Below are 16,345 nucleotides of genomic sequence, written 5' to 3'. Positions count from 1 at the left end.
ACGAGGGAGGAGGAAGGCATGCAATTCACCGCCCCGCAGTTCAAGAACAATGCAGCCCGAGCGCTGGCCGATGGCCAGTTGCAGAAGGCGCTCACCAATGTCGAAAAGGGTTTCATCGCCAAGCGTGCCGCGGCCGCCGCCGCCCTTCCAGAGTTCGACGCCCTGCGCGACAAGGGCCGGGAGATCAAGAACCACACGCTCGCCCATCTCGATCTCTATCTCGAGGCCTATGAGCGCAAGGTGACGGCATCAGGCGGGCATGTGCACTGGGCCGAGAGCGCCGAGGATGCGCGCCGGCTGGTGCTCGACATCTGCCAGCGGGTCGGGGCAAAGACCGTGACCAAGGGCAAGTCGATGATCACAGAGGAGATCAATCTCAACGACTTCCTCTTCGAGCATGCGATCGAGCCGGTCGAGACCGATCTCGGCGAATACATCATCCAGCTTCGCGGCGAGCATCCGAGCCATATCATTGCGCCGGCGGTGCATCTCAACAAGGAGCAGGTGGAAGAGGACTTCCGCCGGGTACATACGCATCTCGACCCAAAGCGCGATCTGACGGCGCCGGAGACGCTGCTGTCGGAGGCGCGGCAGGTGCTGCGCAAGAGTTACTTCCAGGCGGATGTCGGGATCACCGGCGCCAACTTCCTGATCGCGGAAACCGGCACCTCCGTGATCGTCACCAACGAGGGCAACGGCGACCTCACCCAGTCGCTGCCCAGGGTGCATATCGTCGTCGCCTCGATCGAGAAGCTGGTGCCGACGCTCGAAGACTGTTCGCAGATATTGAGGCTTCTCGCCCGCTCGGCGACCGGCCAGGACATCTCCGTCTATACGACCTTCTCGACAGGGCCGCGCCGGGCCGAAGATCCTGATGGGCCGGAGGAATATCACGTCATCCTGCTCGACAACGGCCGTACCGCCATGCTCGGCAGCGAGTTCCAGGACATGTTGCGCTGCATCCGCTGCGGCGCCTGCATGAACCACTGTCCCGTCTATCACGCTGTCGGTGGCCATGCTTATGGCTCGGTCTATCCGGGGCCGATGGGCGCTGTCCTCACACCGTCTCTCTTTGGCGTCGACATTTCAGGCCATCTGCCGAATGCCTCGACCTTTTGCGGGCGCTGCGAGAGTGTCTGTCCCATGCATATCCCGCTGCCGAAAATGATGCGGCATTGGCGCGAGCGCGAGTTCGAGAAGCATCTCAATCCGGCGACGGCGCGCTACGGGCTCGGTGTCTGGGCCTTCTTTGCCAAGCGACCGAAGCTCTACCGCATGGCGACCTCGATTGGCGCGCGAATGCTGAACCTCATCGGCGGCAACAGGGGACGGATCGCGTCCCTGCCCTTTGCCTCGGGCTGGACCGACATTCGCGATCTGCCGGCACCGGAGGGGCAGACTTTCGCCCAACAATGGGCCGCACGCCAGAAGCAGGGAGCCTGACCGATGGACAGCCGCCAAGCCATTCTTTCCCGTATCCGCACCTCGCTGAAGGTGGCGGCCGGCGATACCGAGCGTGCCGCAACCGTCGCCCGTCGTCTCCAGGAACGCCCGCAAGGGATCATTCCGAAGCGCGGCCAACTGCCGGCCGATGAGCGGCTGACACTCTTCATCGCCATGGCCGAGAAATACAATGCTACGACGGAGCGCCTTACCTCGCGCGGGACCCTGCCGCAGTCTGTTGCTGAGTATCTGAAGCAGCGCAATCTGCCGGCCTCGATCCGGATCGGCGCGGATGCGCGCCTGACATCGCTCCCTTGGCATAATGCCGGCGCGCTGGATATCCGTCACGGCGCATCCGACGGCAATGACCTGGTGGCAGTGAGCCACGCCTTTGGCGGGATCGCCGAGACGGGTACGCTTTGCGTTCTGTCAGGACCCGACAACCCGGTGACGCTCAATTTCCTGCCCGACCATCACATCGTCGTCGTCGAGGCCGCCGCGATTGTCGGAGACATGGAAAGCGTCTGGGCCAATCTGCTAAAGGCTGACGGCGAGACGATGCCGCGGACGGTGAACATGATCACCGGCCCGTCCCGTTCCGCCGACATTGAACAGACTCTGCTCCTGGGTGCCCACGGTCCGCGGGCACTCCATATCGTCATCGTCGGGACGCCGGCGTGAGCGCTTGCGAAGGTGCCCAGACGCAAAAGTTCCGGGCAGTCGCGAAAATTTCATCCAAAATCTGAAACATTTACCGCCTTAACGCGTTATCATTCCCGCTTCTTAAGAACGAAATTTTCAGAAGGTGGGGATTATGGCACTTCAAACGGATCCGCATGAGACGCCGCGCATCGCGCTCGTCTCAACGCATGGCTACGTCGCAGCCCAGCCGCCACTCGGAGCCGCCGATACCGGTGGCCAGGTGGTCTATGTTCTCGAACTTGCAAAGAAACTCGCCCAGCTCGGCCACAAGGTCGACATCTTCACCCGCCGCTTCGAAGACCAGCCGGAGATCGACGCGGTGGATGATAATGTGCGCGTCGTGCGGATTCCCTGTGGCGGGCCTGACTTCATTCCCAAGGAATATCTGCACCGGCATCTGACCGAATGGAACGAGAAGGCCCTGCGCTGGATCAAGCGCGAGGGCCTCACCTATCTCTTCATCAACAGTCACTACTGGGATGCAGGCGTTGCCGGGCAGCGCCTGTCCGAAGCGCTGCGTGTGCCGCATATCCACACGCCGCATTCGCTGGGGATGTGGAAGAAGCGCCAGATGGAGACCGACTATCCGGAACGCGCCGACAGGTTCGAAGAAGAATTCAACTTCAAGGAACGCATCCAGCACGAGCTGATCGTCTATCGCAGCTGTCAGCTGGTGATCGCCACGACCCCCATCCAGCTGGACATGCTGACCGAGGATTACGGACTGGCGCGCAATCGCGTGCACATGATCCCGCCGGGCTATGACGACAATCGCTTCTACCCCGTGTCGGAATCTTCGCGGCAGATGGTGCGCCAGCGCTTTGGCTTCGAAGGCAAAACGGTTCTGGCGCTCGGCCGGCTTGCGACCAACAAGGGCTACGACCTCCTGATCGACGGTTTTGCCGTCATGGCGGAACGGGTGCCGGAAGCGCGGTTGCGGCTGGCGCTTGGTGGTGAAAGCCTCGATGCACAGGAAGAGACGATCCTAGCCCAGCTCAAGCAGCAGGTGGCCGATCTCGGCATCTCAGACAAGGTGGATTTCTCTGGCTTCATTCCCGATGAGGACCTGCCCGACATGTATCGCGCTGCCGATCTCTTCGTGCTTTCGAGTCGCTACGAGCCCTTCGGCATGACCGCGATCGAGGCGATGGCAAGCGGCACACCGACGATCGTCACCATTCATGGTGGCCTGTTCCGCGCGGTCAGCTATGGTCGACATGCGCTGTTTGCCGATCCCTTCGACAAATACGATCTCGGCATCACCATGATGAAGCCGTTCAAGCATCCGAGGCTTTACGGGCGACTGTCGCGCATGGGCGCGCACAAGGCGCGCAGTCTTTTCACCTGGACCGGGATCGCCCAGCAACTCGTGGCTCTTGTCGAAGGCCGTCCGGTGGCGCAAGCTCTTGAAGAAAGCGACTGGGCAGAACCATGGAACGACGGGGATTGAAACCGATCCGGCTCTTTTCATCCGATCTCGACGGGACGCTCGCGGGGGACCGCGATGCGTCGGTCGAGTTTGCGCGGCTGTGGCAAGCCTTGCCGGACGGCGAGCGACCGCTGTTGGTCTACAACAGTGGGCGCCTGATCGAAGACATCATGGAATTCACGTGGGAACAGGGTTTGCCGCAAGCCGACTTTCTGATCGGCGGCGTCGGCACCATGATGCATTCTTATGATCATCCCCATATGTCCGATCAGTACACCGCGCTGATCGCCGACGGCTTTGATGTCGACCTTATCGAGGCGGAGCTCGTGATGATGGAGCGGCTGACCCGGCAACCGGCACAGTATCAGCATGACTATAAGTCGAGCTGGTATCTGCATGATGCGACGGCGGACGACATTCTGGAACTGGAGCAGATGCTCGCCAGTTCGGGCCATCGGACACGGGTCATCTATTCCAGTGCGCGCGATCTCGACGTTCTGCCTGATGTCGCCGACAAGGGAAAGGCGCTTAGCTGGCTCTGCAGTGAGCTTGAGATCGGCCTGGACGAGGTGGTGGTTGCAGGCGACACCGGCAATGACAGGGCGATGTTCGAGCTCGACGGCGTGCGCGGCATCATGCCCGGCAATGCGCTGCCCGAACTCGTCAGCCTCGCGCAGGCAAGGCCCGGCATGATTGCCACTCAAGGGACTGCTGCCGGAGGCGTGATCGACGGGCTGAAGGAATTCGGCGTATTTGCGACGCCAGAGGCGACGTAAATGTCGGGAAATGCGACTTTCGGGCATCGAATGTCGCATTGAATTGAACGCATGACGCCTACACCTGATAGGCAGCGATAACCATCGTGTGAAAAGCGTATCATCCGCACAAGATTGGCCGCGAAAGCGCGGTATTTTGGCGTATTCTGATAGACGAATCGAGGTGCAAGTTCATTGGGTATCATTGGCCGTATCACATCAGACCTCAGGCTCATGCTGCAGCGCCCGCCGCGGCAGCAATTTGCTGCGATCTGTCACCGGACGCGCAAGAAGACGGGCGAGCTTGAGGTGTTGCTGATCACAAGCCGGGATACCGGGCGTTGGGTTATCCCGAAGGGCTGGCACATGCCGGGCAAGCAGCCCCATGCCATCGCCGAACGAGAGGCCTTTGAAGAGGCCGGCATCAAGGGCAAGGCGGGTATCGAGCCCGTCGGCTACTATACCTACATGAAGAAGATGCGTGGCGGGCACAAGGTCCCGACTCGCGTTCAGGTCCATGCGCTTGACGTGAAGGGCTTCGTCAAGGAGTTCCCCGAGAAGGGCGTCCGTCGTCTTGAGTGGGTCAGTTGCGCGGAAGCAGCCACCCGCGTTGAGGAGCCGGAACTCAAGGCGCTGTTCCTGGAATTCCCGAAACTGACACAAATGCCCGCGCCGATCCCAGAAAAGGCTGCAAAACGGGCCTGAAACCGACTGTCACAAAACTGTCATATTGCAGCGCGCCCCCTTTGTCGGTAGGGGCTTCTGCGACCCGATGAGATATGCCGTGACGTGCCTCTGGCCCACGGACTATGCGTCATCATCCGCCGCTAAAACAAGAGAATGAGGAATCCGGACAGGGACCCTCTTCCGGAGACACCCGCCATGGGCAAGCCAAAGCCGAAACTCGTGAAGCCTACCCTCGACAAGGATCTCGACAAGATCGCCCATGTCGAGGAAGCGGCGCAGCACGTTTCCCGCGGTTTTGCGCCACTCGGCATCGCGCTGATCTTCATGGTATTCGCCACCGTGTTTGCCGGGGCGCTTGCCATGGACCGGCCGGGCGCCTGGATCATCGTCGCAGCGGCTGCGATCGGCGCGTATATGGCGATGAACATCGGCGCGAATGACGTCACCAACAATGTCGGCCCCGCGGTCGGATCCCGTGCGATGACCATGGGGGTTGCGCTCGCCATCGCCGTGGTGTTCGAGACGGCCGGTGCGCTGATCGCAGGCGGCGATGTCGTTTCCACGATCTCGCGTGGCATCGTCGATCCGGACAAGATGGCGAATGCCGATACGTTCATCTGGGCGATGATGGCCTCGCTGCTGTCGTCGGCGCTGTGGATCAACCTTGCCACCTGGATCGGCGCGCCAGTTTCCACGACCCATGCCGTCGTCGGCGGCGTGCTCGGCGCCGGGGTCGCGGCAGCCGGCCTGTCCGCCGTCGACTGGGGCGTGATGGGCGGCATCGCGGCAAGCTGGGTCGTCTCTCCGGTGCTCGGAGGCGTGATCGCGGCGCTCTTCCTTGCCTTCATCAAGGAATTCATCATCTACCGGGAAGACAAGCTCAGTGCCGCTCGGCGATGGGTGCCGGTATTGATCGGGATCATGATCGGTTCGTTCATCGCCTATCTCGCGCTCAAGGGCCTCAACAAGATCGTTTCGATCAGCTTGGCTCAAGCCAGCCTGATCGGGCTTGTCTTCGGCCTGTTGTCCTGGTGGCTGAGTGTGCCGCTCATCCGGCGCCAGTCCCGCGGGCTCGAAAACCGCAATCAGTCGCTGCGCAAGCTTTTCCAGCTGCCGCTCATTTTCTCGGCCGCAATGCTCTCCTTCGCCCACGGCGCCAATGATGTGGCCAATGCCATCGGCCCGCTCTCGGCAATCGTGCATGCCGCGCAGGATCACGAGGTCGCAGGCCAGGTGACAGTGCCTCTCTGGGTCATGGTGATCGGTGCCGTCGGCATCTCCTTGGGTCTGCTGCTCTTCGGTCCTCGCCTGATCCGCCTGGTCGGCGAACAGGTCACCAAGCTCAACCCCATGCGCGCCTTCTGCGTCTCGCTTTCGGCAGCCATCACCGTGATCGTGGCGTCGGCGCTGGGCCTGCCGGTCAGCTCCACCCACATTGCCGTCGGTGCTGTCTTCGGCGTCGGCTTCTTCCGTGAGTGGTACACCCGCAATTCCAAGCGGCGCATGGAATACATGCGCAGCAAGGCCGAGCGTTTCGTCATCGAGCCGAAGCCGGAACGCAACCCGGAAGAGATCCGCCGTCGTTATCTTGTGCGCCGCTCGCACTTCATGACGATCGTGGCGGCGTGGATCATTACCGTTCCAGCATCTGCCGGCCTTGCAGCCGTGCTGTATTGGGTTATGTCTCTGATCGCTCTTTGATCCCGGAGACGAGACCATCATGCGTGCCAATTACCGGATGCAACGGCTCTATGTGACCGCCGACCTTGCTCTCGCCCAAGCCTTCGAGGCGACGGCGGAGCAGTTCAACTACCTGGCCAATGTGCTGCGGTTTGAGGAAGGGGCCGAGCTCCTTGTCTTCAACGGACGTCATGGCGAGTGGAAGGCCAGCATCCACTTTCCCACACGCAAGAAGATCATGATCACCCCTGTCGAGCAAACACGCCCGCAGCCTGATGATTGCGATCTGCATTTTCTCTTCGCGCCGCTCAAGGTCGGCCGCATGGACTATCTGGTGCAGAAGGCAGTCGAGATGGGCGCTGGCATCCTGCAACCGGTGATGACGCAACATGTCCAGGGCAAGATCGGCAATATCGATCGCCTGCAGGCGAATGCCGTGGAAGCCGCCGAGCAATGCGGCATTCTCGCCATTCCCAAAGTCGTGGAGCCGGTCAAGCTGCGCGACCTGCTCGATCGCTGGCCCTCGGACCGACGGATCATCTATTGCGACGAGGACAGCGCCACGCAAAATCCCCTTCCCGCGCTCTCGCGGATCGAGGAAAAGTCGCTCGCGCTTCTCGTCGGCCCCGAAGGCGGCTTCTCCGAAGACGAGCGGGCTCTGCTGCGGTCCCTGCCCTTCGTGACGGCCATTCCGCTTGGGCCCCGCATCTTGAGAGCAGACACGGCAGCGGTCGCCGCAATGGCCGTTGTGCAGGCCGCCATCGGCGACTGGCGCTAGCCTTTATTTCCGCTTCACTTCGTTCCAGTTTTTTGAGCCGTGCATGAGAGATTTTCACTTGCACGGCACAGAAATCCGGTTCAATCAGCCATCAGTGATGGGCCTAGTCTTGCCCACCGACGACGCCCAGCAAGGTAGCTTCCATGGCCCGTGATACCACCGACCAGACCCCTCTCGGCACTCTCGACGACATGGCAGCCTATATGGCAGCCGGGTCCAAGCCGAAGGAGCAGTTCCGGATCGGCACCGAGCACGAGAAGTTTGCCTTCTTCCGGGCCGACAACAGCCCGGTTCCCTATCATGGGGACGCCAGCATCTCGGCTCTGCTCAAGGGCATGCAGGAGAAGCTCGGCTGGGAACCGATCATGGACGGCGAAAACATCATCGGTCTCGGCGAACAACACGGCATGGGCGCGATTTCGATCGAGCCAGGCGGCCAATTCGAACTGTCCGGCGCACCTGTCGAGACGCTCCACCAGACCTGCAAGGAATCGAACCAGCATCTCGCCGTGCTGCGGGACGTTGCAGAGCCCATGGGCATCCGCTTCCTCGGGATCGGCGGCAGCCCGAAGTGGTCGCTGGCCGAGACGCCGCGTATGCCGAAGTCCCGTTACGACATCATGACCCGCTATATGCCGAAGGTCGGCAGCCAGGGTCTCGACATGATGTACCGGACCTGTACGATCCAGGTGAATCTCGACTTCTCGTCGGAAGCCGACATGCGGCAGAAGATGCGGGTGTCGATGAAGCTGCAGTCGCTGGCAACCGCGCTCTTTGCCTCCTCGCCTTTCACGGAAGGCAAGCCGAACGGCCTTCTTTCCTGGCGGGGCGACATCTGGCGCGATACCGACAATCAGCGCGCCGGCGTTCTGCCCTTCACCTTCTCGAAGGATTTCTCGTTCGGCGACTATGTTGCCTGGGCCATCGATGCGCCGATGTATTTCATCGTGCGCGACGGGCGGTACCACGACTGTACCCACATCACCTTCCGCCAGTTCATGGATGGCGCTCTCAAGGGCGAAGTCGCCGAGTGGGAGCCGCAGCTGGGGGACTGGACCAACCACCTTTCCACCCTCTTCCCCGATGTGCGGCTGAAGCGCTTCCTCGAAATGCGTGGCGCCGATGGTGGCCCGTGGAGACGCATCTGTGCGCTGCCGGCGCTCTGGGTCGGCCTGCTCTATGACGAAACAGCGCTGGCTGCGGCCGATGAGCTGACTGCCAACTGGACCGTCGAGGACGTGATTGCCATGCGCGATGCTGTCCCGGCCCAGGGGCTCAAGGCTTCGGTTGCGGGACGCCCGCTGATGGAAGTGGCACGCGAGGTCGTGGAAATGTCGCGCGCGGGGCTGAAAGCCCGTGGCCAGTTGAATTCCGAAGGCCAGGACGAGACGGTGTTCCTGAACACCCTGGACGAAGTTCTCGCCAAGCGGATGACGCTGGCCGACGACATGCTGGCTCTCTATAACGGACGCTGGAACGGGTCGGTCGAGCCGGTTTTCGAGGAATATCAGTACTGAGCAAGCGGTCGCGCCACGCCTGGCATTGAGACATCAGGCAAAAAGCGGTTTGCCTGATGGCCATTCCGGATATAGTGCTGAATCATCTGCACGCATCCGGGGAGAAATGCCATGCTGCCACTGTTCGACATGATGCTGCAGGCCCAAAACGGCATGGCGATGGACGCCATGGCCAAACAATATGGCCTTGCACAGGAACAGGCCGCCAAGGCCGTTGCGGCGCTGATGCCGGCCTTCGCATCGGGCTTCAAGCGCAACACCACCAATCCCTACGATTTCTCCGCGCTCGTCCAGGCGATGACTTCGGGCAATTATGCCAAGTATTTCGAGGACATGAGCTCGGCATTCACGCCACAGGGCATTGCTGACGGCAATCAGGTCCTGCAGCAGCTCTTCGGATCGAAAGAGGTGTCGCGGGCGATCGCCGCGCAGGCAGCCCAATTGACGGGCATCGGACAGGACATCCTGAAACAGATGATGCCCGCCATGGCCGACACGCTGATGGGTGGGCTCTTCAAGCAGACGACGGGGCAGTTCCCGGGCGCCAATGCCTTTGCCGGAACGCCCATGGCGGCAATGATGCAGCAATGGCTGGAGAACACCGGCCTGCAGCCGAAGCCTCAGCCCCAGCCGGCAGCGATGGCGGCGGCGATGTTCGACAATCCGTTCATGCGCGCCTTCCAGGACATGATGGGCGGTCAGAAGAAGCCGGAACCCCAGGCAGCCGCCAACCCCTTCCTCGACAATCCCTTCACCAAGGCCTTCCAGGACATGACGGCCGCCTACACGGCGCAGATGACCGGGCAGCCGGCAGAAGCGCCGAAACCTCAGCAAGAAGCGCCAAAGGCTCCGGAGAAGGAAGCGCAGGAAAGCTTTGCGGCCATGGTCAACACCATGTTCGACAGCGGGCTTGAAGTGCAGAAGAGCTACCAGAAGAGCATGGAGCAGATCTTCGACACCTACCTTACCGCATCGCGCAAGGACGCGCCGGAGCCTGCCGATCAGGCTCCCGAAGACAAGGCCTGAGCGGCCGAAGGATCGCAGGCAAACGAAAACGGCGCGGTTTCCCGCGCCGTTTTGCATTTCAGCGGCCGTGCAGCCTCAGAATTCTTCCCACTCTCCGTCAGGCTTGCCATCCTTCGCCTGGTTGAGCTTGGCGCCGAGTCCGATCGAGATCTTGTCCATCAGCGAGCGTGCCGGAGACGCCACGGCTCGGCTTCCGGCTTCTGCCGGTGCCACCTTCGGCTTGATGAAAGATCGCGTTGCGGGCTTCGCAGCGGCTCCTGTTGATGAGGCAGGCTGCGGCGATGACGGCGGAACCGGACGGCCGAAGCTCGTGTCGCGCTGGTCGGCGAAGCGGTTCTGCATGGTGGTCGCATTGGCTTCGAGCGTGAACTGACCGACCAGACCGGAAAGCATCTCGGCATCGCGGGTCAGCCCCGCCATGTCGGCATTGGTCTGTTCGGCCGCCCGTGCGTTTTGCTGGGTGACATTCTCCATGCGGGCAACCGCATCATTGATCTCGTTGAGGCTTGCCGACTGCTGCTTGGCAGCCGAAGCGATCGAGTGGATATGATCGCCGATCTGCACCACTTGGCCCGCGATCGACGAGAGCACGGTGCCGGTTTCACGAACCATGCCGACCCCGGTTGCGACTTCATCACCCGACTTGGTGATGAGAGCCTTGATGTCCTTGGCGGCGGTCGCCGAGCGCTGGGCGAGTTCGCGGACTTCCTGGGCGACGACGGCAAAGCCCTTGCCGGCTTCACCGGCACGGGCCGCCTCGACGCCAGCGTTCAAGGCCAGCAGGTTGGTCTGGAAGGCGATCTCGTCGATGACGTTGATGATCTTGGAAATCTCGCTCGACGCATTCTCGATGCGCTGCATGGCATCGACGGCGCCGCCGACGATTTCGCCAGAGCGGTCGGAATTGGCCCGGGCCTCGCGAGCGAGACGCGAGGCATTCTCGGCGCGTTCCGAGGAATGACGGATCGCATCCATGATCTGCCGGATGGCGGTCGAGGTCTCGACCAGAGCCGCCGCCTGCTGTTCGGTGCGCAGGCTGAGGTCGGCGGTGGACGAGCTCACCGTGCTGCTCTTGCGGTTGATCTCGGTGACATTGCCGTGCACGGCGGCAACGGTGCCCGACAGGCGTTCGAGCGAGGCGTTGAAGTCGAGGCGCAGTCGGTCGAGATTGCCGGCAAGCGGCTTGCGGATCGTGCCGGTCAGATCGCCATTTGCCAGACGCTGCAGACCTGTTCCGAGCACGTCGATGGCTTCGGTGAGCTCTGCCTGGGCAGCCGCACGTTCTGCCTCGCGCTGGTGACGCTCGCTTTCGGTGGCCGTGCGCCGACTTTCGTTTTCCGCCTCGAGTTCGCGCTTGTCGATTTCGGCCTGGCGGAACACGGCGACCGAGCGCACCATGTCGCCGATCTCGTCAGAGCGGTCGATGCCCTTAAGTTCGATGTTGGTATTGCCGTCGGCGAGTTGCCCCATGGAGGTGACGAGCTCGGAAATCGGACGGGTGAGGCTGCGCGAAAAGATGAAGCCGACCAGCGAGCCGACCAGCACGAGCACTGCACCGATGCCGACCGATTTCAGGCCCGCGGTGACGAGCTGCGCGGCGACCTCGTCCTCGCCGATCAGTGCCACGACCGTCCAGCGGACGTCGCCGAAGTCGAGCGGAACCACGGCCGCATAGCTCGTCATGTTGCGATAGCCACTGATGTCGCCGCTCGCATCCTGGCCGCCAATGGCGCTGGCCAGCATGGGTGACGACAGGCTCACCTTCAGACTGTCGACATCTGCCGTTCGCGCGCTGTCAGAAACGAGCATGCCGGCCTTGTCCACCACCACGGTCTCCCCGGTCTGACCAAGGCCGCGCGTATTGGCGAAGATGCTGTTCAACTGGTCGTTGGGCAGCTGATAGGCCAGAACACCGAGCTTGCGCTCGTTCATGATGATGGGAACGGCGACAAAGGCCGCCGGCGCGCCACCGGAGGGCGCATAGGCCTCGAATTCCGAATTGGCAAAACTTTCGGGATCGTCGCTTGCGATCGCCTTCTTGAAGACCTGAGCCAGGCCCGTATCCTTGTAAGGACCATCGATCAGATTGGTGGCGAAGTCGCGTTCCTTCTTCACTGTATAGACGATGTTGCCATCGGCATCGATCAGGAAGATGTCGTAGTAACCCTGTGCCTCGAGATGCTTGAGGAAGGTTGCATGGCCCTGTCTATGGGCGCGGTCGTAGCTGTCCTTCTTGGCACTGTCGAGATTCTGCTTCTCGCCGGCGGGATTCGGATTTTCGTCGATATAGCGCTTCTGCAGTTCGGCGGCCGGATCGTCACCCAGCTTCGGCCAGGCACCGGTGATGCCGAACAGCGCCTGCTGGGTCATCATGTCGGCGGCGGTGCCGCGGGCGTCGAGCCTGATGGCCTCGAGGAAGCGGCGTGCCTCGTTACGGCGGCCGTCGGCTGTCGCCTCCAGCTTCTGGTAGACCTGCTCATCGAGGATCCGGCTCTGCTGGACCAGACCGATGGCCACGGAGGCACTCAGGATCACGAGGGCAAACAGCGTGGCGGCCAGAGGCAGCTTGGTCGATATACGCATGAGGGGTCTCCGAAAAAGGTAGCACGTCAGGCGTTTTCATCGCTGACATACGCTCGTTAGCAACAGGTTACTTCCGGTCGCTTTTCCCCTCGTAATTCACACCATTCATCGTTATTTTAGCGTTTACAAAAAAGCCCGGTCCAGAATAAACGGACCGGGCAAGAGGCAGGGCTATTGGCTGTCACCCTGCGGGGATGGTCGAGGGGGTCTCAGTCGCTCTTGTGACCGCGAAGGGATCGCTCGGCGCGGCGACGCGCGAGACGGGTCAACTGCTGCGAAGGATCGTCAGTATAGCCGTGACGACGCAGCACCTCCTGCACCTCGCCCCGGCTGAGGCCGAGGTCGTTCAGAAGGCGCTCGTCGAGATCGGCGAGGCTGTTCGCGGCAAGTCGATTGCGCAGCGCCACGCGAAGGGATCCGATCCATGCCTGGAGGCGGGCGAGACGTGCGGCAAGCGTCCGGGCCGGCCGATCAACGGCAAGGTCGAGGTCAAAGTCGAGGATCCGATCGTTCGTGCGCATGGCTATTTCCTTTCAGCGGGCACGAGAAATTGCTCCCGTCCGCGAAAAAGCGGACAGGCGATGAGGGCTGGAGGTTGATGCTTGGCCGGGAACCGGTCGGTGAGGATTACGATCACGAAGATGCCGAAAGGATATTGATCAGTCCAACGAATGTTTCTAATGGTAGTCATCAACCCTTCTGATGGATCACTCTCATGTCGGCCCCCCTCGATATCGATCAGTTGCAGACCTTCATTGCCATCGTCGACACCGGCAGCTTCACCAAGGCCGCCGGGCGTGTTTTCAAGACGCAGTCCGCCGTTTCCATGCAGATGCGCCGCCTGGAAGAACGGGTCGGAAAGCAGCTGTTCATCAAGGATGGCCGGGGCAACCGGCTTACAGCCGATGGCGACAAGTTGCTGAATTATGCGCGGCGCATCATCCGGCTGAATTCCGAAGCAATCGCGGCCTTCGACGACAACAGGCTCGAGGGAACGCTCAGGATCGGCACGCCTGATGATTATGCCGACCGCTACATGCCCGAAATCATCGGACGCTTTGCCAAGACGCATCCGAATGTGGAGCTCTACATCGTCTGCGAGCCCTCGATGGATCTCGCCGACAAGATGGGCAAGGGCGAACTCGATATCGCACTCGTCACACACAATCCGCTGCTCAGACAGTCCGATGTCGTGCGGACCGAACCGCTCTGCTGGGTGGGATCGGCCAACCATCCACTGAAGGATGACGCTCCCGTGCCGCTCGCGGTCGGACGCCGCGACTGCCAGTGGCGGCAGCTCGCCTGCTCGGCGCTGGATGCGGATGGCCGTGAGTATCAGATCCTGTTCACCAGCTGGTCGTCGACCGTCGTTGCGGCCGCAGTGCTCGCCGGCATGGCGGTGTCGATCCTGCCGGAGTCAGCGCTGCGAACGGGGATGAAGGTCCTGACGGCGAATGACGGCTTCCCGCCGCTGCCGCCGGTGCAGATCGGCCTGATGAAGCGGCCCGGTCTTTCCACCTCGCTGGTCAATGCGATCACCGACCACATTACCGCCTGCCTGGACAACATCACCCCGGCACAGGTGGACGACGACATGGACGGAGAGCCGAAGGCCTATTCGCGCTACTATCCGAGGCTGCGGGCCGGGAACATGATCCCCGGCTGGTGAGGCCGATCAGAAGGCGAAGATGCTGCCGCGAATAATGCGGCGCCATTGATCGAGATGGGCGCGTGCGACCTCGTCCGACTGCTGGGTCGTGAAACGGATGACCTCGCCGGTTGCGAGAATCATCAGCTTGATGTTGACGCGAAAACGTTCGAACTCGCTTTGTGGGACGAGATGCGACAGATCGCGGTAAAAGCTCGCGATGACCTGCTCGTGAAATTCGTGCGACAGCTGGGAGAGATCCTTGTCGACGACGATCGCCTGCCACAACGACATGTAAATGCGTTGTTCGCGAAACATGGCATTCAGCTCAATCAGACTGTCCGCGGCGCGCTCCGCCGCCTCATCCAGCGTTTGGACATTTGCAAAGATCTGCCGGATGAAGCCCTCGAGCTGGGCCGAAAAACGCTCGTGCAGCGCCTTGATGACGGCCGCCTTCTGGGGAAAGAACTGGTACAGCGAGCCGATCGAAATGCCCGCTCGCACCGCGATTTCGCTCATCGTCGTCTCTGCGACGCCCTTTTCGAGAAAAAGCTCGATGGCAGCCTCGAGAATAGCCTCCAGTCGCTGTATGCTTCGTTCCTGCTGCGGCTTCTTGCGAAGTTGCAGTCGCCCCTCCACGGCGTAGTCGCTCATCATTCCCCCCATCCGCTGCAACCATCATGGCTGTCAGATTTGTGTCACCGACATAAGTCGAGCGGTCTGGCAAAAGTGTTAATGCAAGAGCCAGCACCCATCTTTGGTTGGTTCTCCCACAAAAAAGGTCGCGGTCCTCAAGCCTCCAGTTGCAGATGACGCTCGCGCGCCAGGTCGAAGATCTGGATGCCGTCCTTCGGGCGACCGCGATTGCGCCACTTCGGATGTTTCAGCGTATAGGAGGCGTCGTCGTATCCTGCCTTCCAGTGCTCCTCGATCGAGCGGCGGGAGAATTCCGCATCCATCGCATGGGTCGCATGCGACGCGCGGCGATGAATCAGGTGAACAATGGTGACGTCGTATTCATGACCGATGGAGCGGAGGATTTGTGCATCCTCGTCGTCGCGGAATTCCGGCGGCAGCTTTTCGAGGAGACGCTTGGCGGCGCGACGGACGATCTGGCGGCGGGCAAAATCGTCGGTGTTCATACGGGTGCGGCTGGAGTAGCGGATCTCCTTGATCCGGCTTTCCACCTCGAACTGGTCGCGCGGCATGTCGCCCCGCGCATTGAAGAGATCCACCTGGAAGATTTCGAGGTCGCGCGAGGCATCGTTGACGTTCAGGACATGCTGCAACGGTGTGTTGGAGACAAGGCCGCCGTCCCAATAGTGTCGACCATCGATTTCTATGGGCGGGAACCCCGGCGGCAGGGCGCCGGAGGCGGCGATGTGACGGGCGTCGAGACGGTTCTTGCGATTGTCGAAATAGGCGAAATTGCCGGAGCGGACTTCTACTGCGCCGAGGCTCAGCCGCGTCTGGCAGTCGTTGAGCAGGTCGAAATCGATCAGCCGGTCGAGCGTCTTCATCAGCGGCTCGGTGTCGTAGAAGCTGACGCGCTGATCCGGATTGGCGAATAACTGCTGGAAGGTCGGCAAACGAGGCGAGAAGAACCCGGGAATGCCGAAGGCCATGGCGGTCATCGCTGCGGCGTCGTTCTGCATCCGGCGGAGCGTATTGTCTTGAGCCGTCCAGCCAAAATCGAGGGTCGACGACACTGTGTGCCAGAAGTCCCGGAGATTTGCGATGCGCGTCTCGCGCGGGCTGCCGGCGATGATGGCAGCATTGATCGCACCGATAGAAATGCCGGCCAACCAGTCGGGCTCCACCTCGTTTTCATGCAAGGCCTCGTAGGCGCCTGCCTGATAGGCACCGAGCGCGCCGCCGCCCTGGAAGACGAAGATCCTGTCGGTTGCGGCGTTGGTCTCTGCTTGCGTCATGTCGCGATCCCTGTCTTGCTGCAACGCAATATATAGCGACGCGTCAGTCGGGCAACCAGACCCGCCTCCTTCACTCTGCGTTCACAATTACCGCGATCTATTGCAGGTCCCTCCAAAAGTGATGCGATGCACCGCCGCGGATCTGGATTATCAGGAGGGTGAAGCT

At 61.5% G+C, this 16,345-nt stretch carries 14 protein-coding genes; 10 read left to right on the top strand and 4 right to left on the bottom strand.

Going from position 1 to position 16,345, the window contains the following annotated elements; translation table 11 throughout:
- The first annotated feature begins 18 nt into the window (after nt 1-18).
- From QWE_RS12840 to QWE_RS12800, 9 genes are all read left to right on the top strand, one after another.
- A complete protein-coding gene (locus tag QWE_RS12840; RefSeq protein WP_006726562.1) occupies nt 19-1,443 on the top strand; it encodes a LutB/LldF family L-lactate oxidation iron-sulfur protein in 1,425 nt (474 codons plus the stop codon).
- Nucleotides 1,444-1,446: 3 nt separating this feature from the next.
- A complete protein-coding gene (locus tag QWE_RS12835) occupies nt 1,447-2,124 on the top strand; it encodes a LutC/YkgG family protein (RefSeq protein ID WP_006726561.1) in 678 nt (225 codons plus the stop codon).
- A 133-nt stretch (nt 2,125-2,257) separates the two neighbouring features.
- Nucleotides 2,258-3,595 (top strand): glycosyltransferase family 4 protein, encoded by a 1,338-nt coding sequence (locus QWE_RS12830; RefSeq protein ID WP_006726560.1) that lies wholly within the window; start codon nt 2,258-2,260, stop codon nt 3,593-3,595.
- A complete protein-coding gene (locus QWE_RS12825) occupies nt 3,592-4,350 on the top strand; it encodes an HAD-IIB family hydrolase (RefSeq protein WP_006726559.1) in 759 nt (252 codons plus the stop codon). Before QWE_RS12830 ends, QWE_RS12825 begins: the two co-directional genes overlap by 4 nt.
- 174 nt (nt 4,351-4,524) lie before the next feature.
- Complete coding sequence (locus QWE_RS12820; RefSeq protein ID WP_040300122.1) at nt 4,525-5,034, top strand: NUDIX hydrolase; 510 nt, start codon at nt 4,525-4,527, stop codon at nt 5,032-5,034.
- Between the two features lie 177 nt (nt 5,035-5,211).
- Entirely contained in the window at nt 5,212-6,717 is a 1,506-nt protein-coding gene (locus tag QWE_RS12815; RefSeq protein WP_006726557.1) for an inorganic phosphate transporter, read from the top strand.
- A 19-nt stretch (nt 6,718-6,736) separates the two neighbouring features.
- The gene (locus QWE_RS12810; protein WP_006726556.1) at nt 6,737-7,474 is read left to right on the top strand and encodes a 16S rRNA (uracil(1498)-N(3))-methyltransferase; all 738 of its coding nucleotides are present in this window, start codon (nt 6,737-6,739) and stop codon (nt 7,472-7,474) included.
- A gap of 143 nt (nt 7,475-7,617) precedes the next feature.
- On the top strand, nt 7,618-8,991 hold the full coding sequence (locus tag QWE_RS12805) for a glutamate--cysteine ligase (RefSeq protein WP_006726555.1): 1,374 nt from the start codon (nt 7,618-7,620) through the stop codon (nt 8,989-8,991).
- A 111-nt stretch (nt 8,992-9,102) separates the two neighbouring features.
- Nucleotides 9,103-10,017 carry a DUF937 domain-containing protein gene (locus QWE_RS12800; protein ID WP_006726554.1) on the top strand — a complete coding sequence of 305 codons (915 nt, stop codon included), beginning with the start codon at nt 9,103-9,105 and terminating at the stop codon, nt 10,015-10,017.
- A gap of 75 nt (nt 10,018-10,092) precedes the next feature.
- On the opposite strand, the gene QWE_RS12795 is transcribed toward QWE_RS12800, so the two are convergent.
- Nucleotides 10,093-12,600, bottom strand: a complete 2,508-nt coding sequence (locus QWE_RS12795) for a methyl-accepting chemotaxis protein (protein ID WP_006726553.1) — start codon at nt 12,598-12,600, stop codon at nt 10,093-10,095.
- Nucleotides 12,601-12,809: 209 nt separating this feature from the next.
- On the bottom strand, nt 12,810-13,121 hold the full coding sequence (locus QWE_RS12790; RefSeq protein WP_006726552.1) for a YjiS-like domain-containing protein: 312 nt from the start codon (nt 13,119-13,121) through the stop codon (nt 12,810-12,812).
- Between the two features lie 194 nt (nt 13,122-13,315).
- Between QWE_RS12790 and QWE_RS12785 the strand changes: the two genes are divergently transcribed.
- Entirely contained in the window at nt 13,316-14,269 is a 954-nt protein-coding gene (locus tag QWE_RS12785; protein WP_006726551.1) for a LysR substrate-binding domain-containing protein, read from the top strand.
- A gap of 6 nt (nt 14,270-14,275) precedes the next feature.
- Here QWE_RS12785 and QWE_RS12780 read toward each other — a convergent pair whose 3' ends face one another.
- Both QWE_RS12780 and QWE_RS12775 read right to left on the bottom strand, forming a co-directional pair.
- Entirely contained in the window at nt 14,276-14,905 is a 630-nt protein-coding gene (locus tag QWE_RS12780) for a TetR/AcrR family transcriptional regulator (protein ID WP_006726550.1), read from the bottom strand.
- A gap of 134 nt (nt 14,906-15,039) precedes the next feature.
- Nucleotides 15,040-16,179: a DUF3734 domain-containing protein gene (locus tag QWE_RS12775; RefSeq protein ID WP_006726549.1), complete on the bottom strand. Its 1,140-nt coding sequence runs from the start codon at nt 16,177-16,179 to the stop codon at nt 15,040-15,042.
- Nucleotides 16,180-16,345 lie beyond the last annotated feature (166 nt).

The organism is Agrobacterium albertimagni AOL15, from assembly GCF_000300855.1.
GTDB classification, from domain to species: domain Bacteria; phylum Pseudomonadota; class Alphaproteobacteria; order Rhizobiales; family Rhizobiaceae; genus Allorhizobium; species Allorhizobium albertimagni.
The sequence above is the reverse complement of the archived record's forward strand: the minus strand, read 5'-3'. Positions and strand labels throughout refer to the sequence as shown.